The organism is Burkholderia ambifaria AMMD, from assembly GCF_000203915.1.
GTDB classification, from domain to species: domain Bacteria; phylum Pseudomonadota; class Gammaproteobacteria; order Burkholderiales; family Burkholderiaceae; genus Burkholderia; species Burkholderia ambifaria.
Genome location: NC_008390.1, coordinates 3,460,001 through 3,486,611 on the forward strand (window position 1 = coordinate 3,460,001; position 26,611 = coordinate 3,486,611).

The window sequence follows — 26,611 nt, forward strand, 5'->3', positions numbered from 1 at the left end:
CAAGCCGGTGTCTCGGCCGGTTGCACGAGCCTGAGCCGTCAGCCGGCCGCACCGGCCATGCGCTGCGCGATCTCGTCGGCGAGGCACTCGGGGCACCGGCAGCGCGCGCCGGCCGCCGGAGGCGCGCCGCCGGGCACGACCGGCATCGACGCGCACCAGCAGTCGAACGGCTGGGTACCGGCGCCGCAGTCGAAGCCGCGCCCGCAGTGCGGGCAGCGCGCGCGGCGCGGGGTCGAACGGGCGTCGAGGGCGGAATCGGTCATGGCGAAGGCGCGGTAACGGGCATGAACGTCACCCTACGCGACAAGCATAGCGCGGCGGACGGATTTTGCACGTCGGCCGATCGGCCGATGCGTCCCGCAAACACGTCCGGGCACACGCGCCGCCCGCCCGGCCCGCGTCACCGTCGCGGGGCGCGGCGCCATGGCCAGCGGGCCGCCGCGTATGGCCCGCGGCCCGCGGCACCCACCGTCCGGCCAGCCCAAAAACCCGATGCTGCGCTGCGCCACTCCTGTACAATTCGCCCTGTTTCAACCGTTCCCAGCCAGAGCTGCCGCCATGTCCGAGCCCATCGACCTCTCGCAGATCGCCCCCACGCTGAAAGCAGAAATCCTCGCGGAAGCGCTGCCGTACATCCGTCGCTACCACGGCAAGACCGTGGTCATCAAATACGGCGGCAATGCGATGACGGAAGAGCGGCTCAAGCAAGGCTTCGCACGCGACGTGATCCTGCTGAAACTGGTCGGCATCAATCCGGTGATCGTCCACGGCGGCGGTCCGCAGATCGATCAGGCACTGAAGAAGATCGGCAAGGCCGGCACCTTCATCCAGGGCATGCGCGTCACCGACGAAGAGACGATGGAAGTCGTCGAATGGGTGCTGGGCGGCGAAGTGCAGCAGGACATCGTGACGCTGATCAACCACTTCGGCGGCCACGCGGTGGGCCTGACGGGCAAGGACGGCGGCCTGATCCACGCGCGCAAGCTGCTGATGCCGGACCGCGACAACCCGGGCCAGTACATCGACATCGGCCAGGTCGGCGAAGTCGAGGCGATCAATCCGGCCGTCGTGAAGGCGCTGCAGGACGACGCGTTCATCCCGGTGATCTCGCCGATCGGCTTCGGTGAGGACGGCCTGTCGTACAACATCAATGCCGACCTCGTCGCCGGCAAGCTCGCGACCGTGCTGAACGCCGAGAAGCTGCTGATGATGACCAACATCCCCGGCGTGATGGACAAGGACGGCAACCTGCTGACCGACCTGTCGGCACGCGAGATCGACGCGCTGTTCGAGGACGGCACGATCTCGGGCGGCATGCTGCCGAAGATCTCGTCGGCGCTCGACGCCGCGAAGAGCGGCGTGAAGTCGGTGCACATCGTCGATGGCCGGATCGAGCACTCGGTGCTGCTGGAAATCCTGACCGAGCAGCCGTTCGGCACGATGATCCGCTCGCATTGAGCGCACGCCGCCTGCCCAAGCCTCCCGACCTGCCGGCGTCGCTGCGACGCCGGCGCATCTCCCGCAGCCGGCCGCGCGCCGGCACGCCCGTCTGGCTGTTCGATCTCGACAACACGCTGCACCACGCATCGCACGCGATCTTTCCGGAGATCAACCGTGCGATGACGCAGTACATCATCGACACGCTCCAAGTCGGGCGTGCCGAGGCCGACCGCCTGCGCACCGGCTACACGCAGCGCTACGGCGCCGCGCTCCTCGGCCTCACGCGCCATCATCCGATCGATCCGCACGACTTCCTGCGGGTCGTCCACACGTTTGCCGACCTGCCCGCGATGCTGCGCGCCGAGCGCGGCCTCGCGCGCATCATCGCCGCGCTGCCGGGTCGCAAGTTCGTGCTGACCAACGCGCCGGAGAACTACGCGCGCGCGGTACTGCGCGAGCTGCGCATCGAGCGGCTGTTCGAACGCGTGATCGCGATCGAGCACATGCGCGACCGGCGCACCTGGCGCGCGAAGCCCGACCACACGATGCTGCGCCGGGCCTTGCGTGCCGCGCACGCGCGGCTGGCCGACGCGATCCTCGTTGAAGATACCCGCAGCCATCTGAAACGCTACAAGCGGCTCGGCATCGGTACCGTATGGATCACCGGCCACCTGCCGGGCCATCTGCCGAGCATCGGCCGTCCACATTATGTCGACCAGCGCATTCGTTCGTTAAAATCGCTCCGACTGGGCACACGATCGGGGCGACAGAAATGCAGCCGACTTACCCGCAGGACCAAGCCGTAAAGGAAGACCAGGCCACGCCGTCCCGCCCGCGCCCGAAGCCGGGCGAGCGGCGCGTGATGATCCTGCAGACGCTCGCCGCGATGCTCGAGGTGCCGAAGCCCGAGAAAATCACGACCGCCGCGCTCGCGGCCCGGCTCGACGTGTCGGAAGCCGCGCTCTACCGGCATTTCGCCAGCAAGGCGAAGATGTACGAAGGGCTGATCGAGTTCATCGAGCAGGCGCTGTTCGGACTCGTCAACCAGATTGTCGCGAAGGAGCCGAACGGCGTGCTGCAGGCACGCACGATCGCGCTGACGATGCTCAATTTCACCGCGAAGAACCCCGGGATGACGCGCGTGCTGACCGGCGAGGCCCTGATCGGCGAGGACGAGCGGCTCACCGAACGCGTGAATCAGTTGCTCGACCGGATCGAGGCGACCGTCAAGCAATGCCTGAGGGTCGCGCGCACGGAGGCCAACGCGCCGCAGGACGGCGCCGCACCGTTCACGTTGCCGGCCGACTACGATCCCGCCGCGCGCGCGAGCCTGCTCGTCAGCTACGTGATCGGGCGCTGGCATCGTTTCGCGAAGAGCGGATTCAAGCAGGTGCCGGGTGAACAGGCCGATGCGCATCTGCTGCTGATTCTGCAGTGAACGCGTGACACGGATTCCGGCACGACACTGAAGCGCCCGAGCAAGCAGCGGCTTTCACAGCCCCCGAATTACCACTCGGTCACGCGCCGGTGGTCGGTCAGGCGAACCGACGTCTGCGCCGCATTGCTTTGTACCGCCGCCGGTATTGGCTTGCTCGCTTCCCGGTGCTTCAGCTCGACCTGCAACGCGCGCAGCGCGTCGCCACACGGCCAGTCGGCGCCGCATCGGTCCGGCGCTCCCGATACGGACGGTACGGACGGCTCTGCCGGCGCCACTCGGGGAGGCTGCCCCGGCACGCGACGCAACGTGGCTTTCGCGGATATCGACCGCCCCGTCCCGCGTTCGCGGGCGCGCACGCCCGTCCTGTCGGGCCGCCGAAGTGGCGTCGGCTGCAATGCCGATGCCGGATGCCCGCTCGCCACGCGGACTGGATCGGGTAACGCATCCGCGTGGCTGGCCGTCGGCGCAGAGGGTGGCACCAAAGCCAGCGCTGAATCCGAAACCGGCGTTGCAGGCGGCACCGGCACCGCCTCGTGGGCCGCCGCAACAACCGACGCGGACGCCCGCTTGCCCGCGGCCAGGCCGCCCCGCGCCGGATGGCCCAACTCCGCGCCGCAGACTGCCATCATCCCGCCGAGCAACGCCATTAACGCTGCACCGACCAATGCACCGCCGATCGCGGACAATACGAGGCGACTGCGGCCGCGACCGCGCTGTAGCGGCTGGCGGCTCCATGCCAGATTGTCGTGCCCGAAATCGGCCGCGCACACGTCGGCGGCGATAACAAAACGACGGCTCGACAGATAGACCGCCCCCGACGACGAGCGCGCGAAGCGATCGGTGACGCCGTGCCGAACGCCATAAGGACCGGGCAGGTAGGAAGCCGCTCTTGGCGGCGGCACTTCAAACCAGTTCTCGATCGATCCAGGATTCATGATTTCCCCTCGTTGCGCGGCCGGTGCCGGACACCGCGCGATACGTCATCCCTCACGCAACCATTGCACGAGCATGCCCGCCGATGCGTAGCCCCGCAGCGTCGCGGCATAGCCATCGAATCGGTACGCCACCTCGTTGACGCGATTGTTGTAGTCGTCGTTCTCGGCAATCAGCACGTCCAGCAGCGAGCGGCGCCCGAGGTGATACCACTGGTCGAAGAACGCGCTGCGCACGCGCGCCGACTCGACCGACAAGTCGCGATACTGATCCGCCCGCTCCCCGAACGCCTGCGCATCCTCCTCCGCGCTGCGCACCTGATATTCGAGATCCAGGCGCATCTGTTCGACTTGACTCCAGCTCGCCGACGCACGGAACGTCGCCGCGTCCGTCGCCGCAGTCGCCGAGCCGCCGGTGAACGCATTCCACGTCAACGTGAGCATCGTCTGCCACGGCATGCGGCGTCCGATGGCATCCTGGCCGGTATTCGTGCTGACGACCCAGTTCAGTTGCGGCCTGGACGCCGCGCGCACCGCATCGCGGTTGAGTTCGGCCGCGCTCGCTTCGGCGCGTGCCTGTCGGAGGCGCGGGTTTTCATCGAGCGCGGACATCAGCCGGTCGAGATTGCCGGGATGCAGCGGCCAGTGCGAGTCCGTCAGCATGAGCGTCGGCACCGGCCGCTCGCCCACCAGCTTGCGAAGATTCAGCTCGACCGTTCGGTATTTCGCCAGCGCCGCATCGCGACTCGCCTCGGCCTGCAGCAAACGGGCCTTCGCCTGGGTGAGCTCGCTGCCGCGACCGCGGTCGATCGCGACGATCTCCTCGAGCATCCGCACGAGACGCGCCATCCGGTCGACGAAGCGCTGACTCAACGTGGCGATGTTGCGCTGCTTCGACAGCTCGACGAGGGTAGCCGTGACCTGATAGGCGGAATCTTCCATCTGCGCAACGTAGCGCTCCTGACCCGCGCTCGCGAGGTCCTGCCGGCTGCCGATCGTTTTCTCGGTGCGGCCCCAGTCGAACAGCGTCGTCGTCAGGTTCACGTTCAGCGCGTTGCCTGGATCGTATGCGCTGCCGGCGTTCGAGCCGAACTGCGCGGCGCGCGTCTGGGCGTTCAACTGCAATTGCGGCCAACGCGCGCCTTTCGCCTGATCGACATCCGACTGCGCCGCCTGGTACTCCGCGTAAAGGCGCCGCACCTGCGGACTGACGTCGACGGCCGCTTCCGCCGCGGCATACAGCATCTGCCGCAATTCGCGCTCGGTCATCGCGCGCCCCGCGGCAGGTGCCGACGCGGAATCATCGCGCGTCGGCGCGGATGCGCCCGTGGGTCCATCGGAGCCGGCGGCAGTAGCCTGCGCGTCAGTCGATGTCGACGCCATCGCAACACGTGGCGGCACGATATTGGCGGCGTGCGCGGTCCCGGCCAATTGCCACATCGACAAGACAAGCAATACCGCCGACGCGGCGAGCCGAAGCCCCGCACGAGATTCGCGCGCATCGACGCACGCGCCGTTCATTCGAAATCCGCTCATGCTCAACGCTCCCTGAAGGCCTCGCGGGCCTTGAAGATCGGCTTGAGCAGGTAATCGAGCACCGTCTTCTCGCCGGTGCGGATATCGACCGTTGCCTGCATGCCCGGCAATACCGGCAGACGCTTGCCGGCCGCGGCGAGCGCGTCCGAGTCCGTCTCGACCATGAGCCGGTAATAGTTCGCGTCGGGACGCCCCATCGCGGCCTTCTGATCATCCTTCAACGTGTCCGGACCGAGGCTGACAACGTGCCCGTGCAATCCGCCGTAGATCGAGAAGTCGTACGCGCTCAGCTTCACGAGCACCGGCAACCCCGGCCGCAGGAACGCGACGTCGGATGGCTTGATCCGCGCTTCGACCAGCACGCGGCCGTCGAGCGGCGCAATCTCCATGATGTGTTCGCCCGACTGCACGACACCACCCGCGGTGCGGATGCGGATGTTCTTCACCACGCCGCGCATCGGCGCGACGACATCGGTGCGCGCCAGCACGTCCGCGCGCCCGGCCAGCACTTCGTTGGTTTGGGCGAGCTCCTGTTCGAGCCGCGACAGCTCGGTACTGGCCTCCGCGGTGAAACGGCTCCGGCGCTCGGCGATCTGCGCGGCGATGTCCGTCGACTGACGCCGCATGCGCAGGATCTCGACTTCCGAGACCAGCCCCTTCGCCGCGAGCGGCTCCGACATCGCGATCTCGCGCCGGACCAGCGCCTGGCTCTTCTCCAGCGCGGTGACCTGCTCGTCGAGCGCGCGGCGGCGGGCACGGTAGGTTGCGGTGGCCTGCGCGACGAGGCCGGATTCGCGCTTCACGTCTTCCGGAAAGTCCAGCGGCACCCCATAGGCTTCGGCACGCGCGCGTGACACGCTCGCCTTGAGCTCCAGCGCCTTGGTCAACACTTCGCGATAGCTCGATTGCGCGCGTGCCGGATCGATCTTCGCGAGCAACTGCCCTTTTTCGACCACCTCGCCCTCGCGCACCGCCACGCTCTGGACGATGCCGCCCTCGAGACTCTGAATCAATTGTTCGCGGCTCGGCGATACGACCGTCGCTTCGCTGCGCGTGACCTCCTCGACGCGAGCGAAGTGCGCCCACACCAGGCCGGCGCCGAGCACGATTGCGATCAGATAGAGAATCAGCTGCGCACCCGCGGACGAGCGCACGAGCAGCGCTTCGCGAATGTCGCTCATGTAGGCGGCATCGCCGGCTCGCAGGCGCGGCGCCGTTCCGCGGCCCGGCATCGATCGAATGCGCCGCATCATGATGCCTCCGCAGCCGACGACACCACGCCGCCGTTCGATTCCGCTGGCGACGCACCGGGTTGCACGCCGCGCTCGACCACGCGGATTTTCGGCGCACGGTTTCGCTGCGCCTCGGGCTGCGGGGGATGCTCATCCGCCTCGGGCTGACCCGACAGTGCCGCCAGCACACGCGCCTTTTCCCCATCCATCACGATCTTGCCTTGATCGACGATCACGATCCGGTCGACGAGCGCCAACAGCGACGTGCGATGCGTCACCACGACCAGCGTCTGGCCGGAGGTCGCATGCTTCAAGTGTTCGATGAACTGCGACTCCGTCTGGGAGTCCATCGCGCTCGTCGGTTCGTCGAGCAACAATGTTCGCGGACGCGCGATCAGGCTGCGGGCCAGCGCGACGAGCTGGCGCTGCCCGCCCGACAGATCACGGCCGTTTTCGCCGACCTGAAGATTCGCGCCGAGCGGATGCCGGGCGACCAGCGCGTCGAGCCCCGTCAGCTCGAGCACGCGCAGCAGTTCCGTGGCCGGCACGTCGGGACGGCCGATCGTCACGTTCTCGCGCAGCGAACCGTAAAACAGCCGGCTGTCCTGGCCGACGTAGCCGAAGGTTCGGCGCCAGTCGGCCGGTGCGATCTGGGCGGCGTCGAGCCCATCGGCGAGCAGCTTGCCCTCCGTCGGCTGATAAAGCCGCGCAATCAAGCGCAGCAGCGTCGATTTCCCGCTGCCGACCCTGCCGAGTATCGCGACGCGCTCGCCGGGCCGGATCTCCACCGATATCTGATCCAGCGCGGGCGCGTTTTGCTGCAGGCCGGCCGACGGATACTGGAACGACACACCGTCGAGCTTCACATGGCCGCTGAGCGGCGGCTGCGCCAGATAATCCTGTCCTGGCTCGTGCTCGACCGGCATCGCCATCAGTTCGTTGAGCGAATGCATTGCGCTCTTCGCCTGCTGAAACCGCAGCGCAAGCCCCATGACCTGCCCGAGCGGTGCCGTCACACGGCCGGCCAGCATCACGGAGCCGATCAGCGCGCCCTGGGTGAGCTTGCCTTCGCCGATCAGGTACACGCCGACGATCACGATCGCGACGGTCTGCATCTGCTGCAGGAACGACACACAACTGGTCGCCATGCTGGACAACTCGCGCGACTGCATCGACGAGGCCGCCGTCTTCGCACTGAACGCCTCCCAGCGGTGGCGCATCGCGCCTTCGCCGCCGACTGCCTTCAGCGTCTCGAGCCCGTCGATCGACTCGATCAGCACGCCCTGCTTCAACGACGCTTCACGCAAGTTTTCGCGCATCGCACGCGCGAGGGGCCATTGCACGATCGTGCCGAGGCCGACGATCAGCGGGATCATCATGAGCGGAATCCAGCCGAGCGGGCCACCGACCGCGAACACCACGCCAACGAACAAAAAGACGAACGGCAGATCGGATACTGCCGACAGCGTCGCCGATGTCGCGAAGTCCCGCACCGATTCGAACTCGCGCAACCGGTGCGCGAAGGAGCCGGCCGACGCCGGCCGGTGCTCCATCCGGATCGCCAGCGCCTGCCGAAACAGCAGGGTGCCGAGCACCAGATCAGCCTTCTTGCCCGCGGTATCGAGCACATGGGCACGCACGTGCCGCGACACCGCTTCCATCAGCATTGCGAGCGCGACGCCGATCGCGAGCGACCAGAGCGTCACATACGCCTGGTTCGGAACGACACGGTCGTAGACATTCATCGTAAAGAACACGCTGGCGAGGCCCAGCACGTTGATCAGAAACGCGCCGACCGCCGCGCTCGCGTAATAGCTGCGATAGCGCCACAGCGTTCGCAGCAACCAGTGCCCGGCTGGTTCGGTCGGCAGGTCGTCCGGACGCGCGTCGACCTTCGCCGCCGGCTTCACGAGCATCGCGTAGCCGGCGTAGGTCTCGCCCAGTTCCGCGGCGGTGCATTCGACCGGCCCATCGCCGAGTTCAGGCAGCACAGCGCGATAACGGATGCGTGCGTCCTGCTCCGCCGAATCGTCAATGCGCCAGCCGAGCAGCACGCACGCGCTACCGTTCCGGCGCAACAGCACGGCCGGCAACAGATGCTCGGGCAACTGCGTCAGCGGCCGCTCCACCAGCTTCGCCGCAAGACCGGCCTGCGTCAGCGCCTCGATCGCCTGCGATGGTGTCAGCGGGCCGTATTTGGCAAGACCGGAAACAAGGACTGCATGGCTTCTGCCCAAACCGTAGTGCGTGCAAAGCCATGCGACTGAATCGAGCAGGCTGTCGTGGGTGAGGGTGTCCGGAAGATTCGGCGCGTTACCGCCACCGGTCTCGGGAGGTCGGGCATTCATATCGAAATCGCTATCTGGCCACTGGAATTCACGGAACCCTGGCGCGCTCCAGGACGCGGCTGTTTCGCACGAGCGACAGGGTAGGCGCATACACCGATGCGGCTGAGTCTCCCGTCGCATGACGGGACGGGACGGCTATCGCAGGACGCCAATGGAACCGCGACAGGAAAGCAACAACTTTACGAAATGTGCCTACGCGCAAAAATGGGACGAGTCCCAAAAGGAATCCAGAACCATTGGGACAAGTTTGAATGGAGGTCTTTGAATACGCAGACATGCGCAGCCCGCAACTCGCTGCGGGCTACGCATGAAAAAACAACGGAAAGAACCCAACCGCTGGCCTCAGCCCAGCGAAAACGACACGGGCCGGGACCGCGTCTCGACTCGACGCGATTCCGGCCCGCGCGCGGATTAAAGCAGTTGGGTCGATACGGACGATTGCACGAGCAGTTCGACGTGCAGCGCCGCGTTCTCGTATACGCGGTACGCCTGGCCGTTGACTGCGATCAGGCCCTGGTCCGTCCATTGGCCGCGCCAGAGGTCCAGCCCGTCCATGCCAGACAACTCGACCCGATCGCCGGCGTTGCCGTTCACCATCAATTGCGTGTGGCCATCGGTTCGGAACACGTTCTCGTGACCGAGTTCCAGCACGTCACGCATCGACAGCTTCAGCGTGTTGTTGCCCGCACCGGTGATGTCGATGACCTCGATCGACGAAATCTTGTCGTGGCCGCCGACGTTCAACAGTTTCGACACATCCAGCGTCTGACCGGCACCCATGAGTTTCAGCGTATCGATGCCCGCACCACCATGCAAACCGGCATGCTGGTTTATGAAGTACGACACGTTGTCGAGCTGGAATTCCGTACCGTGAGCCGAGCCGAAATACTCGGCATCCGCGTACGTCAGCACGTGCTGCACGTCGGCCGGAGGAACGAGTTCCGTGACCGTTTCCCAGGTCGATTTGGCGAAACTGCCACCGGAAAAACCGACGTTGTCGATCCAGAGCCCATTCAAGCCACCTATTGCCCCATTGTTCGCATACCATCCGATGCCGAAAGACGAGAACTGCAAGTTGTCCGGCAGGACCACCTCATACGTATGAATCTCGCCGTTCGGCGTTCTCCCGTTGATCAACAGATCCTGCCGATGAATCTCCTTGCCCGCGGCGTCGTAGAAATACGCCGTCATATGCTCATAGCTCTGCGTGACGCTGATGCCGAGATCAATCGTCAATGCGTGCGCATGCGCCCCGTTGTTCAGGTAAAACTTCGGCATCGCGCTGAGGTTGATCAGCAACCCCGTCTCCCCGCTTTCCGGCACGATCTTCTTGTACCCCAGCCCGAAACTGCCGCCGCTGCCAGTACGAATACCCTGCTCGACACCCGGATTACCGTTGACCGGCACCGGCTTACCGAGCACGGCGGTAAACGTGCCAAAGTCGATCGGCATGCTTCCGTTGATGTCTTGCGGCTTTTTATCGTTGAAGTCGACATTCACCGCGTGCGACAACGTCGAAAAGTCTCCACCCGCAAATCCAACATTGTCGATCCAGAGCGCATTCAGGCCACCCAGTGCCCCGGTGCCTGAATACCATCCGATGCTGAAAGAGGAGAACTGCAGGTTATCCGGCAAGACGACCTGATACGTATGAATCTCGCCGTTCGGCGTTGTCCCGTTGACCCTCAGCTCCTCCCGATAAATCAGCTTGCCGGCGTCGTCATAGAAATAGGCCGTCATACGCTCATAGCTCGCCCCGACGCTGATGCCGAGATCGACCGTCAATGCACGCGCGTGCGCGCCGTTGTTCAGGTAAAACTTCGGCATCCCGGTGAGGTTGATCAGCAACCCCGTCTCCCCGCTTTCCGGCACGATCTTCTTGTACCCCAGCCCGAAGCCACCGCCGCTGCCAGTACGAATACCCTGCTCGACACCCGGATTACCGTTGACCGACACCGGCTTCGCGAGCACCGCTGTAAACAAGCCGAAGTCGATCGGCATGCTGCCATTGAAGTCCTGTGTTTTGCGATCGTTGAAATCCACGGTCTGATATTCGATGCCCGCATCGGTACCCGTTCCCGGGTTCACTTTCTCGACAAATCTTGTCACCAGATAGTCAGAAATGTTCCCGCTCCGATCCACCAGCGCGACACCATAGCTCGCGTGCTCGTCCATCGTCGCCGCGATGCCCGCCGGGATCGTCACTTTCACCCGGCCGGCCGCGATATCGGCCGCCGTCAGGTTGTACGAGATGCGCTGATCGCCGATCATCACGTTGATCGCATCCCCGACCACCATGTCCTTGCCGGCGAACGAGACGTCGATCACATTTCCCGAGCGCACCGCCTTCAGCACCGGATCGGGTGACGTCGTGTCCAGTTCGACGTCGTACACCTTCACCTCGCCCGCCGCGCCGGCGCCGTTCACCACGCGCGTCTGGATCGTCCAGTTACCACTGTGCTCGTTCAGGTCCGTCACCATCCACGTGCCGTCCGGGTTCGTCAGCGCGTCAAGCCACGTCCGTCCGCCGTCCGTCGACACCTGCACCTTCTCGCCCGCCGCCAGCGCACCAATCAGGTGACCGGTCAGCAAGCGCCCGCCCGTGCCGTCGTTCGTCAGACGGTCGAAATTAAAATTCCCGCTGTCGTGTCCCATGTCGTCGAGCAATGCCTTCGCCAGCGGCACCGGCGGCGCCACCGGCCCCACCGTCACGTCGAAACCGTCCGAGCGCGCGCTCGTATTGCCCGCCGGGTCCGTCGCCGTTACCGTCAGTGCATGCGTGCCGTTCGACAGGGGCGACGTCAGCTGGAAGGTCCACGTTCCGTCGATATTCGTCTGCGTCGTGCCCAGCAGCGTCGTGCCGTCGTAGATCGCCACCGTCGAATACGCTTCTGCGTGACCCGACAGCGTCGGCTGCGCACCCTCCGTCGCCGCTTCGATCTTCGGCTGCGACGGCGGTGTCACGTCCACCTGGATGCCGTACGACGTCGACGGCACGCTCATGCCGACGTCGTTGCTCGCGCGCGCCGTCAGGCGATACTCGCCGTCGTTCAACGGCTGCGTGAGCGCGACACTCCATGTCCCGTTTGCACCGACCACCACGCTTCCAACCTCGACGCCATCCACCAGAAGATGGATCGTCGATCCAGGATCGCCGCGACCGCTCACCGTCGGCTTCGAGTCGTTGGTCAGGCCGCCGTTTTGGATCACGCCGGTGTGCGGCGGTACGTTGTCGGTGACTGCTTCGATTGTCGGACGCGACGGACGCGTCGTTGCTTTCTGCTCTGCCATTTTTACCTTCTAGTATCAGTCCAGGATGCCCCGGAGCCATCCGGACATTTCAATCCGCGCTCCGCGGCGACCGTCACCGGTGACCGCGGAGTCGTCAATCACGTTCGTTATGCCTTCTCGAGTTCGATTTCGACTCGTCGGTTCTGCGCGCGCCCTTCGGCCGTCGCGTTGCTGGCGACCGGCTCTGCCGCGCCCTTGCCGACGGTCGTGAAGTGTTCCGCGTGCAGCCCGCCCGTGCGCAGGTACGTGGCCACCGCGCGCGCACGCGCCTCGGACAGTCGAACGTTATGTGCATGCGCACCCTGCGAATCGGTGTAGCCCGTGACCGTCACACGGCGAAATCGGGCCTCGCGATTCACGTCCAGAAAGCGATCGAGTTCCTGGCGGGCGCTCGGCGTTAGCGCCGCGCTGTCGAACGCGAAGTTCGCGCTGCCCTGCAGCAGCACGTGACGCTGCGCGACGGGCTCGGCCGCCGGCTGCGCCTGCACGACCGGTTGCGGTTGCGCGACGACAGGAGGTGCGACACTCGCCTGAGGCGGCACGCCGCACATGAACGTCAATTCGCGCGGATCGCCCATCGCGGCGCCGCCACGAACGCGATCGACGGCCTGCAGCGGCGTAACCGGCTTGCCGGCACAGACTTTCTGCGCAGCCGCTTCACACGAGCGCGTGCTGGATACCAGCCCCTCACATGTCACGCGAAACACGGGCCCTTGTTGATCGGTGGCCTTGATCGCCCGAACGGTATACGTCGGGCCGGATTGCGTCGCGCATGCGCTCAGCAGAACTACGAATGCGCCGAGCAGGCCCCGGCGAACAAAATGTTGTGGTGTTTTCATGATGGTTCAGTCCGCTCGACGCGGACTCATGGAAATTGATCGGTGGAAATGGAGTCGCTTGCGCGTGGTGTGATGCGTGGCGTGGCGGGCGACAAGTGCCCGCCTGCCACGCATCAGGTGACGACGCGGGCCGAACGGCCCGCGTCAACCGCCTTACCACTGATACGACGCGCCCACACCGTAGGTATTGCCGCCGCTGCTGAGGCCGACGCCGGCGCGCATCTTCAGGTTCTCCGTGATGCGCGCTTCACCGCCCAGCGCGACTGCCTGATAGCCCTTGTACGAGCCGCCACCGATACCGAACGACAGCGCCTTGCCCGGATCGACGCCCGGAATCATCGTCAGCGCCGTGGCCATCGCGATACCGGAATAGGCATTACGCGAGATGTCGTTGATCTGGCCTTGCATACCGCCGAGTGCACGGTCGAACTGCCCCTTGCTGACGGCATCCGTGGCCTTCACCCCGTCCGCGACGTTGACGATCCGGCGCTCGTGGCCGTCAGAGCCGACCGACACGGTGTTGGCCTCGGTCGCCTGCGAGCCCTGGCCCAGCGCAACCGAGTTGTCCGCACCGGACGACACCGACGCACCCTGGCCAAGCGCCGTGCCGTTGTCGGCCGACACCTTCGAACCGGCACCGATTGCCGCGGCGTTGTTCTTGCCATCGACGATCTGCGAGCCGGAGCCGACAGCGATGTTGCCGTTGCCGTTGCCCGGTTTCGCGGCGACGATCTCGGCGCTGTCCTTGCCGCTACCGCCCGTTCCACCGATCAGGTTGCTGCCGGACCCACCGTCGTTACCGCTGTTGTTGCCGCCAGGTGTGGTCACAGTGTTCAGACGTTCGTCGATATTGCTGACACGCCCTTCCAGCTTCGAGAACTGACCGTAGTTCACGGCGTCGTACTGGCTCTTGCCGTCCGCGACGTTCGTCAGCACTACCGGTCCCGTCGACAAGCCGTTGCCCAGCGTCACCGTGTTGAAATTCACGGTGCCGTCGCCGTTCTTGTCGTATGCGACAGCGCCGACCAGCTTCGTGGCCTCACCAAGGTTGTCCTGGATCTGCGTGACCCGGTTGTCGATGTTCGTCAGTGCGTCGCCTGCGTTGTGGAAGGTGTTGCCCCCCACGTCGTAGGTCGGCGCGACGACCTTGCCGGTTTCCTCGTCGATCTTCGCACCGCCGCCGAGCGCATCGGTCACGCCACTCAACTGGCTGACGTTCACCGCATCCGTCGCAGCCTTGCCGGCCGCCACGTTGTGCAGGGCGACCGGAGTAGCCGCGCCGACACCGCCGAGCGTCACCGAACCGTAGTTCGTCGTGCCGTCCGCGTTCTTGTCGTAGACGACCGCCGACTGCAGCTTGCCGTCTTCACCGACCAGGCCGGCCGAGCGCAGTTGTCGCACGTTGACCGCATCGGTCTCGTCGACACCGTCCGCGACGTTCTTCAGCATGACGGGCGCCGCGCCTGCGCCACCGAACGTGACAGCGGCATGCGTTGCGTCGTCGTACTGAACCGCATTCGCGACACCCTTCTCCAGCGTGTCGATCTGCTTCGTGTGCGTCGACACGCGCTCGTCGACGTGCTTGAACGCGTCGCCGACGTTGTCGTACGTGTTCGTCAAGCCATCCGCCGCAGTCAGTTCATACGTCGGCGCCGAGATGTCGCCGGTCACCGGGTCGAACTTCGCACCGCCGCCGAGACTATCCGCGATGCTCGACGCGAGGAAATTCACCTGACCGCCGTTGACAGCCTCGGTGCTGAACTCGGCAAGCGAGCCGTCCGCGACGTTACGAAGCACCGTGCCCTTCGCGCCAGCCAACGTCACCGCTGCCTTGGTGGCGTCGTCATAGACGACCGCGTTCGGGTTCGTACCGTTGCCGGTGCCGCCCTCACGCTGCTCCAGCGCCTTGATGGCATCGCCGACCGACACATAATCCTTGCCGTCGACGTTGTAGACCGGCGAGGTAACCTTGCCGTCCGCATCAATGCCCGCACCACCGCCGATGATGTCGGTCACGCCCTTCAACTGCGACACGTTGACTGCATCAGTCGATACCTTGCCGGCAGCAACGTTATGCAGCGCGACGGGGACGCCGGCGTTCATGCCACCGAACGTCACCGAAGCGAAGTTCGTGGTGCCGTCGGTGTGCGTATCGTAGGTCACGGCTGCAAGCGCCTTGCCGTTCTCGCCGATCAGGCCCGACGACTTCAGTTGCGACACGTTCACCGCGTCCATGTCGGCCGTACCAGCCTTCACGTTCGACAGCGTCGTACCCGTCTGGCCGCCGGCCAGCGTCAGCTTGTCCTTCGACGCGCTGTCGTACACCACTGCCAGCGATTCGCCCGTCGTCTTGTCGATCACGCCGCCATCCGTCAGGGAGTCCTTCAGGTTGCCGAGGTTCTCGTTCGTCGCGAACAGTTGCGAGCCGTTCACCGCGTCCGTGCTCGTCGCCGACAGCGCACCGGCCTTCACGTTCGTCAGCGTCGTGCCGCCTTCGCCTGCCAACGTTGCCGACTTGTAGTTCGGCGTGCCGTCCGTGTTCTTGTCGTACGTCACTGCAGCACGCGACTTACCGTCCTCACCAACGAGGCCCGACGACTTCAGTTGCGACACGTTCACTGCGTCCGTGTCGGCCTTGCCTGCCGCAACGTTCGACAGCGTCGTACCGTTCTGGCCGGCCAGCGTCACCTTGTCCTTCAGCTCGCCGTCATAGGCCACCGCATTCGGATCCGTGCCGCTGCTGCCATCACCGCCACTCTTCGCCGCAGCCTGCAGCGCGTCGTTGACGTTGTGGTACTCCTTGCCGTCGATCGTGTACGTCGGTGCGGTCACGTCGCCGTTCTTGTCGAAGCCCGTACCGCCGGCAACCACGTCCGCGAGGCCCTTGAGCTGCGCGAGGCTGACTGCATCGGTGTCCTGCGTGCCCTTCGCGACATTGACGATCTGCCGTTCGGCGCCTGCCTTGCCGATCGACAGCGCATTCGCACGATTCGCGATCGAGTTGGCACCCAACGCGACGCTGTTCGAGGACAGCGCCTGCGAGTTCGCCCCGAGCGCGATGGCGTCGGCCACGTTCTGTTGCACGTTCGCATTCGTACCGATAGCGATGCTGTTCACGGTGCCCGCGTTCGTCATCGCCTTGTCGCCGATCGCGATCGAGCTCTTACCCACGGCTACCACGCCGTTGTTGCCGACCGCCACCGCGTTATCGGCGTTGGCTTTTGCTCGGGAACCGATTGCCAACGCGCCTGCGCCGTTCGTCGTGACCATGCTGCCCATCGCGACCGCATACGGTTGATCAACCCCGGTCTGCGCAATACTGCCGATCGCCACCGAGTGATCCGAATTCGAGACCGCCTGCAGCCCGACCGCGATCGAATTGATCCCGCTGGCGCCACTCCCGACGCCAATGGCGGCGGCCGTGCCCATGTTCGGATTGCGACCGTTCATCGATGCAATGTTCGTCATGCTGCCGTCCGCGCCCAACCCTTCGACCGCGACGAAGCTGCCCGGCTTCGATTCGACGTCACGCACCATCCGCGTCATCTTCGCGTCGAGCTTCGTATTGGCGGAATGCATCGCATCGGTCAGTTGCCTCATGTTGACGGCATCGGTGTCGTCGACACCAGCGGCGAGGTGAACGACACGGCGCTCTTCACCGACGTTACCCACCGCAACGGTGTTGTCGTCGTCGGCGACGGAGTTGTAGCCGATTGCCACCGAGTTGACACCGTTCGCGCGCGAACCCGACCCCAATGCCATCGCTTGCGGCCTGGTTGCCCACGCGTTCGCACCAATCGCGACGCTCTCGGGACCTCTCGCAATTGCCTCGCGACCTTCCGAGTTGACCTTGATGTACTTGAGCTTGATCGCACCGTTGACCAGCGAGTCTTCCAGATTGTTCAACTGGTCGACGTTTACTGCGTCTGTGCCGGCCTTGCCCTGTGCAACGTTCGACAGCGTCACCGGGCCCGTCGACTTACCGCCGCCCAGCGTCACCGAGTTGTAGTTCGGCGTGCCGTCGGTGTTACGGTCGTACGTCACCGCGGCAATCGACTTGCCGTCTTCGTCAATCAGACCCGACGACTTCAACTGCGACACGTTCACCGCGTCCAGGTCGGCCGTACCGGCCTTCACGTTCGACAGCGTCGTGCCCGTCTTGCCGCCGGCCAGCGTCACCTTGTCCTTCGACGTGCTGTCGTACACCACCGCCAGCGATTCGCCCGTCTTTTCGTCGATGACACCACCATCCGTCAGCGCGTCCTTCAGGTTGCCCAGGCTCTCGTTCGTCGCGAACAGCTGCGAGCCGTTCACCGCGTCCATGCTCGTCGCCGACAGTTCGGCCGCCTTCACGTTCGTCAGCTTCGTGCCCGCCTTGCCCGCGAGCGTCACCGACTCGTGGTTCGCCGTGCCGTCCGTATTTTTGTCGTACGTGACCGCGGCAATCGACTTGCCGTCTTCGCCGATCAGGCCCGACGACTTCAGCTGCGATACGTTCACCGCGTCCTTGTCCTCCTTGCCGTCTGCAACGTTCGACAGCTTTGTGCCGCCAACACCGGCCAGCGTCGCCGACGTGTACTTCGGCGTGCCGTCCGCGTTCTTGTCGTACGTGATTGCAGCACGCGACTTACCGTCACCATCGATCAGGCCCGTCGACTTCAGCTGCGACACGTTCACCGCGTCCATGTCCTTCGTACCAGCCTTCACGTTCGACAACGTCGTACCGCCTTCGCCTGCCAGCGTCGCCGACGTGTACTTCGGCGTGCCGTCCGCATTCTTGTCGTACGTGATGGCAGCGCGCGACTTGCCGTCTTCGCCGATCAGGCCCGTCGACTTCAGTTGCGACACGTTCACCGCGTCCTTGTCTTCCTTGCCGTCTGCAACGTTCGACAGCGTCGTGCCGCCAACACCGGCCAGCGTGGCCGACGTGTACTTCGGCGTGCCGTCCGCGTTCTTGTCGTACGTGATTGCAGCGCGCGACTTGCCGTCACCATCGATCAGGCCCGTCGACTTCAGCTGCGACACGTTTACCGCGTCCATGTCCTTCGTACCAGCCTTCACGTTCGACAACGTCGTACCGCCTTCGCCTGCCAGCGTCGCCGACGTGTACTTCGGCGTGCCGTCCGCGTTCTTGTCGTACGTCACTGCAGCACGCGACTTGCCGTCTTCACCGATCAGGCCCGTCGACTTCAGTTGCGATACGTTCACCGCGTCCTTGTCCTCCGTGCCGTCTGCAACGTTCGACAGCTTCGTGCCGCCAACACCGGCCAGCGTCGCCGACGTGTACTTCGGCGTGCCGTCCGCGTTCTTGTCGTACGTGATTGCAGCACGCGACTTGCCGTCACCATCGACCAGACCCGACGACTTCAGCTGCGACACGTTCACCGCGTCCATGTCCTTCGTACCAGCCTTCACGTTCGACAACGTCGTACCGCCTTCGCCTGCCAGCGTCGCCGACGTGTACTTCGGCGTGCCGTCCGCGTTCTTGTCGTACGTCACTGCAGCACGCGACTTGCCGTCTTCACCGATCAGGCCCGTCGACTTCAGTTGCGATACGTTCACCGCGTCCTTGTCCTCCGTGCCGTCTGCAACGTTCGACAGCTTCGTGCCGCCAACACCGGCCAGCGTCGCCGACGTGTACTTCGGCGTGCCGTCCGCGTTCTTGTCGTACGTGATTGCAGCACGCGACTTGCCGTCACCATCGACCAGACCCGACGACTTCAGCTGCGACACGTTCACCGCGTCCATGTCCTTCGTACCAGCCTTCACGTTCGACAACGTCGTACCGCCTTCGCCTGCCAGCGTCGCCGACGTGTACTTCGGCGTGCCGTCCGCGTTCTTGTCGTACGTGATGGCAGCGAGCGACTTGCCGTCCTCGCCAACGAGGCCCGACGACTTCAGCTGCGACACGTTCACCGCGTCCTGGTCAGCCGTACCAGCCTTCACGTTCGACAGCTTCGTACCGCCCTCGCCTGCCAGCGTCACCTTGTCCTTCTTCGCGGTGTCGTAGGCCACGGCCAGCGGGTTCAGGCCGCCTTCCACGTCGCGAAGTGCGTCCGTCAGTTGATCGACGTTCACCGCGTCCGTGCCCGCCTGACCCTTGGCCACGTTCGACAGCGTCACCGGGCCCGTCGACTTACCGCCGCCCAGCGTCACCGAGTTGTAGTTCGGCGTGCCGTCCGTCTTCTTGTCGTACGTCACCGCGGCAATCGACTTGCCGTCACCATCGATCAAGCCCGACGACTTCAGCTGCGACACGTTCACCGCATCCATGTCGGCCGTACCGGCCTTCACGTTCGACAGCGTCGTGCCCGTCTTGCCACCGGCCAGCGTCACCTTGTCCTTCGTCGTGCTGTCGTACACCACCGCCAGCGATTCGCCCGTCGTCTTGTCGATGACGCCGCCATCCGTCAGCGTGTCCTTCAGGTTGCCGAGGTTCTCGTTCGTCGCGAACAGTTGCGAACCGTTCACCGCGTCCGTGCTCGTCGCCGACAGCGCGCCGGCCTTCACGTTCGTCAGCGTCGTGCCGCCGTCGCCCGCCAGCGTCGCCGACTTGTAGTTCGGCGTGCCGTCCGTGTTCTTGTCGTACGTGATTGCAGCGAGCGACTTGCCGTCCTCACCAACGAGGCCCGACGACTTCAGCTGCGACACGTTCACCGCGTCCATGTCGGCCGTACCAGCCTTCACGTTCGACAGCGTCGTCCCGGTCTTGCCGCCGGCCAGCGTCACCTTGTCCTTCGTCGTGCTGTCGTACACCACCGCCAGCGATTCGCCCGTCGTCTTGTCGATGACGCCGCCATCCGTCAGCGTGTCCTTCAGGTTGCCGAGGTTCTCGTTCGTCGCGAACAGTTGCGAGCCGTTCACCGCGTCCGTGCTCGTCGCCGACAGTGCACCGGCCTTCACGTTCGTCAGCGTCGTGCCGCCGTCGCCCGCCAGCGTGGCCGACTTGTAGTTCGGCGTGCCGTCCGTGTTCTTGTCGTACGTGATTGCAGCGAGCGACTTGCCGTCCTCACCAACGAGGCCCGACGACTTGAGCTGCGACACGTTCACCGCGTCCATGTCGGCCGTACCAGCCTTCACGTTCGACAGCGTCGTCCCGGTCTTGCCGCCGGCCAGCGTCACCTTGTCCTTCGTCGTGCTGTCGTACACCACCGCCAGCGATTCGCCCGTCGTCTTGTCGATCACGCCGCCATCCGTCAGCGTGTCCTTCAGGTTGCCGAGGTTCTCGTTCGTCGCGAACAGTTGCGAGCCGTTCACCGCGTCCGTGCTCGTCGCCGACAGTGCACCGGCCTTCACGTTCGTCAGCGTCGTGCCGCCTTCGCCCGCCAGCGTCGCCGACTTGTAGTTCGGCGTGCCATCGGTGTTCTTGTCGTAAGTGATTGCAGCACGCGACTTGCCGTCTTCACCCACGAGGCCCGACGACTTCAGCTGCGACACGTTCACCGCATCCATGTCGGCCGTACCAGCCTTCACGTTCGACAGCGTCGTCCCGGTCTTGCCGCCAGCCAGCGTCACCTTGTCCTTCGTCGTGCTGTCGTACACCACCGCCAGCGATTCGCCCGTCGTCTTGTCGATCACGCCGCCATCCGTCAGCGTGTCCTTCAGGTTGCCGAGGTTCTCGTTCGTCGCGAACAGTTGCGAACCGTTCACCGCGTCCGTGCTCGTCGCCGACAGTGCACCGGCCTTCACGTTCGTCAGCGTCGTGCCGCCGTCGCCCGCCAGCGTCGCCGACTTGTAGTTCGGCGTGCCATCGGTGTTCTTGTCGTACGTCACTGCAGCACGCGACTTACCGTCCTCACCAACGAGGCCCGACGACTTCAGTTGCGATACGTTCACCGCGTCCAGGTCAGCCGTACCGGCCGCCACGTTCGTCAGCTTCGTGCCACTCTTACCCGCCAGTGTTGCCGATTGGTAGTTCGGCGTGCCGTCCTTGTTCTTGTCGTACGTCACCGCGGCACGCGTGTCGCCATCCGCATCCACCAGGCCCGTGTTCGTGAACTGGTTCTTGATGTGCGTGATGTCGCCCGTGTTGCTTGCCACTCGACCGTCCAGGTTCTCCAGCGCATCGCCTACCGTGTGGTAATCGACCTTCTTCGTATCGTCCGCCGGATCGGCCAGCGTGTACGTCGGCGCCTTCAGCTTGCCGTTTTCGTCCACTGCGGAGCCACCACCCAGCGCGTCCGCCACGCTCTGCGCCGTACCGTGCAGCTGCGAGCCGTTGACCGCGTCCTTGCTGTCCGCGCTCACCTTGCCCGCCGCGACGTTCGTCAGCGTCGTGCCCGTCGTGCCACCGGCCAGCGTCACCTTGTCCTTCGTCACGCTGTCGTAAGACACGGCCAGCGGGTTCATGCCGCCTTCCACGTCGCCGATCGCTTTCGTCAGCTGATCGACGTTCACCGCATCCGTGCCGGCCTTGCCCTGTGCAACGTTCGACAGCGTCACCGGGCCCGTCGACTTACCACCGCCCAGCGTCACCGAGTTGTAGTTCGGCGTGCCGTCCGTCTTCTTGTCGTACGTCACCGCGGCAATCGACTTGCCGTCACCATCGATCAGGCCCGACGACTTCAGCTGCGATACGTTCACCGCATCCATGTCGGCCGTACCAGCCTTCACGTTCGACAGCGTCGTACCCGTCGTGCCAGCCAGCGTCACCTTGTCCTTCGTCGTGCTGTCGTACACCACCGCCAGCGATTCGCCCGTCGTCTTGTCGATCACGCCGCCATCCGTCAGCGTGTCCTTCAGGTTGCCGAGGTTCTCGTTCGTCGCGAACAGTTGCGAGCCGTTCACCGCGTCCGTGCTCGTCGCTGACAGCGCACCGGCCTTCACGTTCGTCAGCGTCGTGCCCGTCGTGCCACCGGCCAGCGTCACCTTGTCCTTCGTCACGCTGTCGTAAGACACGGCCAGCGGGTTCATGCCGCCTTCCACGTCGCTGATCGCTTTCGTCAATTGCTCGACGTTCACCGCGTCGGTGTTGGCCTTGCCCTGTGCAACGTTCGACAGCGTCACCGGGCCCGTCGACTTACCGCCGCCCAGCGTCACCGAGTTGTAGTTCGGCGTGCCATCCGTCTTCTTGTCGTACGTCACCGCGGCAATCGACTTGCCGTCACCATCGATCAGGCCCGACGACTTCAGCTGCGACACGTTCACCGCGTCCATGTCGGCCGTACCGGCCTTCACGTTCGACAGCGTCGTCCCGGTCTTGCCGCCGGCCAGCGTCACCTTGTCCTTCGTCGTGCTGTCGTACACCACCGCCAGCGATTCGCCCGTCGTCTTGTCGATGACGCCGCCATCCGTCAGCGTGTCCTTCAGGTTGCCGAGGTTCTCGTTCGTCGCGAACAGTTGCGAGCCGTTCACCGCGTCCGTGCTCGTCGCCGACAGCGCGCCGGCCTTCACGTTCGTCAGCGTCGTGCCGCCTTCGCCCGCCAGCGTCGCCGACTTGTAGTTCGGCGTGCCGTCCGTGTTCTTGTCGTACGTCACTGCAGCACGCGACTTACCGTCCTCACCAACGAGGCCTGACGACTTCAGCTGCGACACGTTCACCGCATCCATGTCGGCCGTACCGGCCTTCACGTTCGACAGCGTCGTGCCCGTCTTGCCACCGGCCAGCGTCACCTTGTCCTTCGTCGTGCTGTCGTACACCACCGCCAACGATTCGCCCGTCGTCTTGTCGATGACGCCGCCATCGGTCAGCGTGTCCTTCAGGTTGCCGAGGTTCTCGTTCGTCGCGAACAGTTGCGAGCCGTTCACCGCGTCCGTGCTCGTCGCCGACAGTGCACCGGCCTTCACGTTCGTCAGCGTCGTGCCGCCTTCGCCTGCCAGCGTGGCCGACTTGTAGTTCGGCGTGCCATCGGTGTTCTTGTCGTAAGTGATTGCAGCAAGTGACTTGCCATCTTCACCGATCAGGCCCGACGATTTAAGCTGCGACACGTTCACCGCGTCCATGTCCGCCGTACCGGCCTTCACGTTCGACAGCGTCGTACCCGTCGCGCCACCGGCCAGCGTCACCTTGTCCTTCGTCGCGCTGTCGTAAGACACGGCGTTCGGGTCGGAGCCGCCGTTCTTCGCCATCGCGTCCAGCGCGTCGCCGACGTTGTTGTACGTCGTGTCGCCGACCTTGTACGTCGGTGCCGTGATGTTGCCATCGGTGCCGATGCCCGCGCCGCCGCCGAGCGCATTCGTCACGCCCGTCAACTGGCTCACGTTCACCGCGTCGTTGTTTTTAGTACCCTTTGCGACGTTGACGATCTGGCGCTGGAGCGAATTCGACCCCACGGAGAGCGCATTGCCGCGATCGGCGACAGAATTGGCGCCCAGTGCGATGCCGCCGTTATTGCCCGACGCCACACTCGCGTTGGCACCCAGTGCAATGGCATCCGTGACGTTTTGCGCGACGTTGGCAGACTTGCCCATCGCGACGCTGTTCACGGTACCCGCCGCCGTCATCGCCTTGTCGCCGATCGCGATCGAGCTCTTGCCCACAGCTGCCACGCCGTTGTTGCCGACCGCCACCGCGTTATCGGCATTGGCCTTCGCGCGAGAACCGATTGCCAGCGCGCCGGCACCATTCGTCGTAACCATGCTGCCCATCGCGACCGAATACGGCTGATCGACTCCCGTCTGGGCAATACTGCCGATCGCCACCGAGTGGTCCGAACTCGCGACCGCCTGCAAACCAACCGCGATCGCGTTGAGCCCGCCAGCACCACTCGCCACGCCGATGGCAGCAGCCGTGCCCATGGTCGGATCGCGACCGTTCATCGATGCAATGTTCGGCGAGCTGCCGTCCGCACCCAACCCTTCGACCGCGACGAAGCTCCCCGGCTTCGATTCGACGTCACGCACCATCCGCGTCATCTTCGCGTCGAGCTTCGTATTGGCGGAATGCATCACATTGGTCAGTTGCTTCATGTTGACGGCATCGGTGTCATCGACGCCATCGCTGACATTGACGATCCGGCGCGTCGCACCCACGTCACCTATCGACACGGTATTGGCGTCCGCGGCAACCGAGTTGACGCCGATCGCGATTGAGTTCACGCCCGATGCCCGGGCGCCCGAACCGATCGCCAGCGTATCGACGTTCGTCGCATTCGCTTGCGAGCCGATCGCCACGCTGTTCTTGCCGAGCGCATTGGCCTGCATGCCGGCGGCATTGACCTTGATGTACTTCATGTTGAGCGTGCCGTCGCCGAGATCCTTCTTGATCTCGTCCTTGACGTCGCTCATGCCGCTTTGGAGCTGGGCTACGTTGACAGCGTCGGTGGCGGCCTGGCCCGTCGCGACGTTCTTCAGCGAAACCGGATTCGATGCACCCGCGCCGCCCAGCGTCACGCTCGTCTTGCCCGCGCCGTCATAGTGCACGGCGTTCGCGTCCTCGCCGCCGGCGCCGCCACCCGAGGCGGCCGCGGCCTGAAGCGCGTCCCCGACGTTGTTGAAAGTCTTGTCGCCGACCTTGTAGGTCGGCTTCGAAAGGGTGCCGTCCGCATTGACGATCGTTTGGCCACCGAGTGCGGACGCGACGCTCGACGACACGTCATACAGCTGGCCGCCGTTCACGGCGTCCTTGCTGGCCGATGCGACCTTGCCCGCCTTCACGTTCGTGACGACCGTACCGCCCGTGCCGCCCAGCGCAACGGTGCTCTTCGTCGCATCGTTGTACACGACCGCGAGCGACTCGCCGGTCGACGGATCGATCACGCCGCTATCCTTCAGCGACTGCTCGACATTGGTCACGCGGTTGTTGGTCGCAAACAGTTGCGCACCATTGACGGCGTCCGTGCTGTTCGCCGCCAACGTGGCCGCACGCACGTTGGTAAGTTTGACCGCGGCCGAACCAGTGCCGCCGAGGGTGACCGAGTTCTTCGTGGTGGAGTCGTACTCCACCGCGTTTGCGGAGCCGCCGCCGGATTCGGACGCCGCCAGTAGCGCGTCGCCGACGTTGTCGTAGGTCTTGGTGCCAATCGTGTACGCCGGTTTCTTGATGTTGCCGGTCGCGTCGACGGCAGCGTTACCGCCCAGCGTGGCGGTCACGTCCTTGAGCTGCGCAATGTTGACGGCATCGGTCGCCTGCGTGCCGCGCCCGACGTTGACGATCTGACGCTCGAAACCGGCGGTACCGACCGATACCGTATTGTCGCGGTCTGCTTCCGAATACGAACCGAGTGCCAGCGAGTCGGCGCCACGCGCCGCTGCGCTCTGGCCGATCGCGATCGCATTTTCCGCGGCTGCGGCAGCCTGCGAGCCAATCGCCATCGTGCCGGCCCGCGTCGCCATCGACGAATCACCGATCGCAAGCGATGATTCCGCCGCCGCCTTCGCCTTGCGCCCCAGCGCATAGGCGCCCCAACCGGTCGCCTGTGCCTCGTTGCCGAGCGCGATCGACGACTTGCCGCCCGCATTGGCCCCGGTACCCAGCGCAATCGCGCCTTCCTCTCCGAGTGCCGATGCATTGGCGCCGAATGCGACGTTGTTGCCAGCCGCGGTCGCCTTGTTGCCGATCGCCACCGCACCGCCGAGACCCGACGTAGCCGGGCGCGTGCTGGCGCTGGCGCCGATCGCGATCGAGTTGTCGCCCGTCGCCGACGCGTTATCCGTGCCATCGCCCTTCGCATTGATCTTCACGTATGCGCTGTTGTCGGGCACGACTACGCGCGTATCAAGACCACTGCGCTTGAGCGTCTTCTGATCTTCCTGCTTGACGTCGGTCAGATGGGTCGGATCATCGAGCACCGGATCTGCCGCGTCGACTTCGTCCGCGTACGCAGACCCCATGGAGGCAACGACAAGCGCGGCGGCTACCGCAATTTTCGATTTCGCGGAGCGCGACGATTTCGAGCGCCCACGTGCAATTTCCGATGCCGCGCACCAAGTGCTGGTCGAGGCGTTCCACACGACACGATACGACTTGTTCATACGAACCTTTTCCTTTGGTAAACCTCTCCTCGACGCGCATCGGCTTTGACAAGCCATATCGATGCGACGACTCGGCGAGCGGTGACAAGTAGCTCAACGCTTACGGCTTTCCGGGAAGAAATGCGAAACGTGCATACTGAGAAATCGCATGAACACAGGGGACGATCACGTCGACAGCGCTGCGAAATCGCGGGTTTCAACCGGATACTGAAAGCTGGCTGAAACTCTATTGACATGCCCTCATCCCAAAAACAGGACACGAACTAAATGTATGAAAATTCACTTAGAACCTGTACGAATTACTTTTTAATTTTAATAAATGTCACGGGATTTAAAGGATTTACCGCTGCACCGGCTATCGGAACAATTCGATATTTTCTGTATTAAAAAAATCGTGGCGACAACGCGTTTCACTGAACAGTGACGCCGGACGGCATGCGCCGGCCCCTGCTCGAGCGCGGTCTTCCGGACCGCTCCCTCGCCAGAAAATCCGCTATACTTTGCCGACTGCCGCCACCTGGCGGCAGGTCGGAAGCGCGCCGATTTGCTGACTCGATTGCGGGCGCGCGAACCGGCCGGGCCTTGATGCGTCTTGGTCCCGGCAGGTTCACTACAAATGCGGCTAAAGAGGTCGTCAGCCGCG

General features: G+C 64.6%; 11 protein-coding genes and 1 pseudogene. 3 read left to right on the forward strand and 9 right to left on the reverse strand.

All coding sequences use genetic code 11. The annotated features are described in order from the left end of the window. Positions 1 to 38: 38 nt before the first annotated feature. Positions 39 to 263 (reverse strand): cysteine-rich CWC family protein, encoded by a 225-nt coding sequence (locus tag BAMB_RS15850; protein WP_041491293.1) that lies wholly within the window; start codon positions 261 to 263, stop codon positions 39 to 41. 295 nt (positions 264 to 558) lie between these two features. Between BAMB_RS15850 and argB the strand changes: the two genes are divergently transcribed. The 3 genes from argB to slmA are packed head-to-tail and all read left to right on the forward strand — an operon-like array spanning position 559 to position 2,878. Beyond that, entirely contained in the window at positions 559 to 1,458 is a 900-nt protein-coding gene (gene argB / locus BAMB_RS15855; protein WP_006754950.1) for an acetylglutamate kinase, read from the forward strand. Continuing rightward, entirely contained in the window at positions 1,455 to 2,246 is a 792-nt protein-coding gene (locus tag BAMB_RS15860) for a pyrimidine 5'-nucleotidase (protein WP_011658204.1), read from the forward strand. The genes argB and BAMB_RS15860 overlap by 4 nt, the downstream gene beginning before the upstream one ends. Continuing rightward, positions 2,213 to 2,878, forward strand: a complete 666-nt coding sequence (gene slmA, locus BAMB_RS15865) for a nucleoid occlusion factor SlmA (protein WP_041491294.1) — start codon at positions 2,213 to 2,215, stop codon at positions 2,876 to 2,878. Before BAMB_RS15860 ends, slmA begins: the two co-directional genes overlap by 34 nt. Before the next feature lie 68 nt (positions 2,879 to 2,946). Here slmA and BAMB_RS35350 read toward each other — a convergent pair whose 3' ends face one another. The 8 genes and pseudogenes from BAMB_RS35350 to BAMB_RS36280 all read right to left on the reverse strand — a co-directional run. After that, positions 2,947 to 3,813, reverse strand: a complete 867-nt coding sequence (locus BAMB_RS35350) for a hypothetical protein (protein WP_011658206.1) — start codon at positions 3,811 to 3,813, stop codon at positions 2,947 to 2,949. A gap of 45 nt (positions 3,814 to 3,858) precedes the next feature. Next, complete coding sequence (locus BAMB_RS15870; RefSeq protein WP_041491408.1) at positions 3,859 to 5,079, reverse strand: TolC family protein; 1,221 nt, start codon at positions 5,077 to 5,079, stop codon at positions 3,859 to 3,861. A gap of 269 nt (positions 5,080 to 5,348) precedes the next feature. Next, entirely contained in the window at positions 5,349 to 6,599 is a 1,251-nt protein-coding gene (locus tag BAMB_RS15875; RefSeq protein ID WP_011658208.1) for an HlyD family type I secretion periplasmic adaptor subunit, read from the reverse strand. Next, positions 6,596 to 8,926 (reverse strand): type I secretion system permease/ATPase, encoded by a 2,331-nt coding sequence (locus BAMB_RS15880; protein ID WP_011658209.1) that lies wholly within the window; start codon positions 8,924 to 8,926, stop codon positions 6,596 to 6,598. The genes BAMB_RS15875 and BAMB_RS15880 overlap by 4 nt, the downstream gene beginning before the upstream one ends. 411 nt (positions 8,927 to 9,337) lie before the next feature. Continuing rightward, the gene (locus BAMB_RS35355; RefSeq protein WP_011658210.1) at positions 9,338 to 12,217 is read right to left on the reverse strand and encodes an Ig-like domain-containing protein; all 2,880 of its coding nucleotides are present in this window, start codon (positions 12,215 to 12,217) and stop codon (positions 9,338 to 9,340) included. A 107-nt stretch (positions 12,218 to 12,324) separates the two neighbouring features. Further along, complete coding sequence (locus BAMB_RS15890) at positions 12,325 to 13,056, reverse strand: OmpA family protein (RefSeq protein WP_011658211.1); 732 nt, start codon at positions 13,054 to 13,056, stop codon at positions 12,325 to 12,327. A gap of 153 nt (positions 13,057 to 13,209) precedes the next feature. Further along, entirely contained in the window at positions 13,210 to 25,827 is a 12,618-nt protein-coding gene (locus BAMB_RS33055) for a YadA-like family protein (RefSeq protein WP_050812311.1), read from the reverse strand. A gap of 60 nt (positions 25,828 to 25,887) precedes the next feature. After that, positions 25,888 to 26,025: pseudogene (locus BAMB_RS36280) on the reverse strand (ESPR-type extended signal peptide-containing protein); the annotation flags it as partial. Between the last annotated feature and the right edge of the window lie 586 nt (positions 26,026 to 26,611).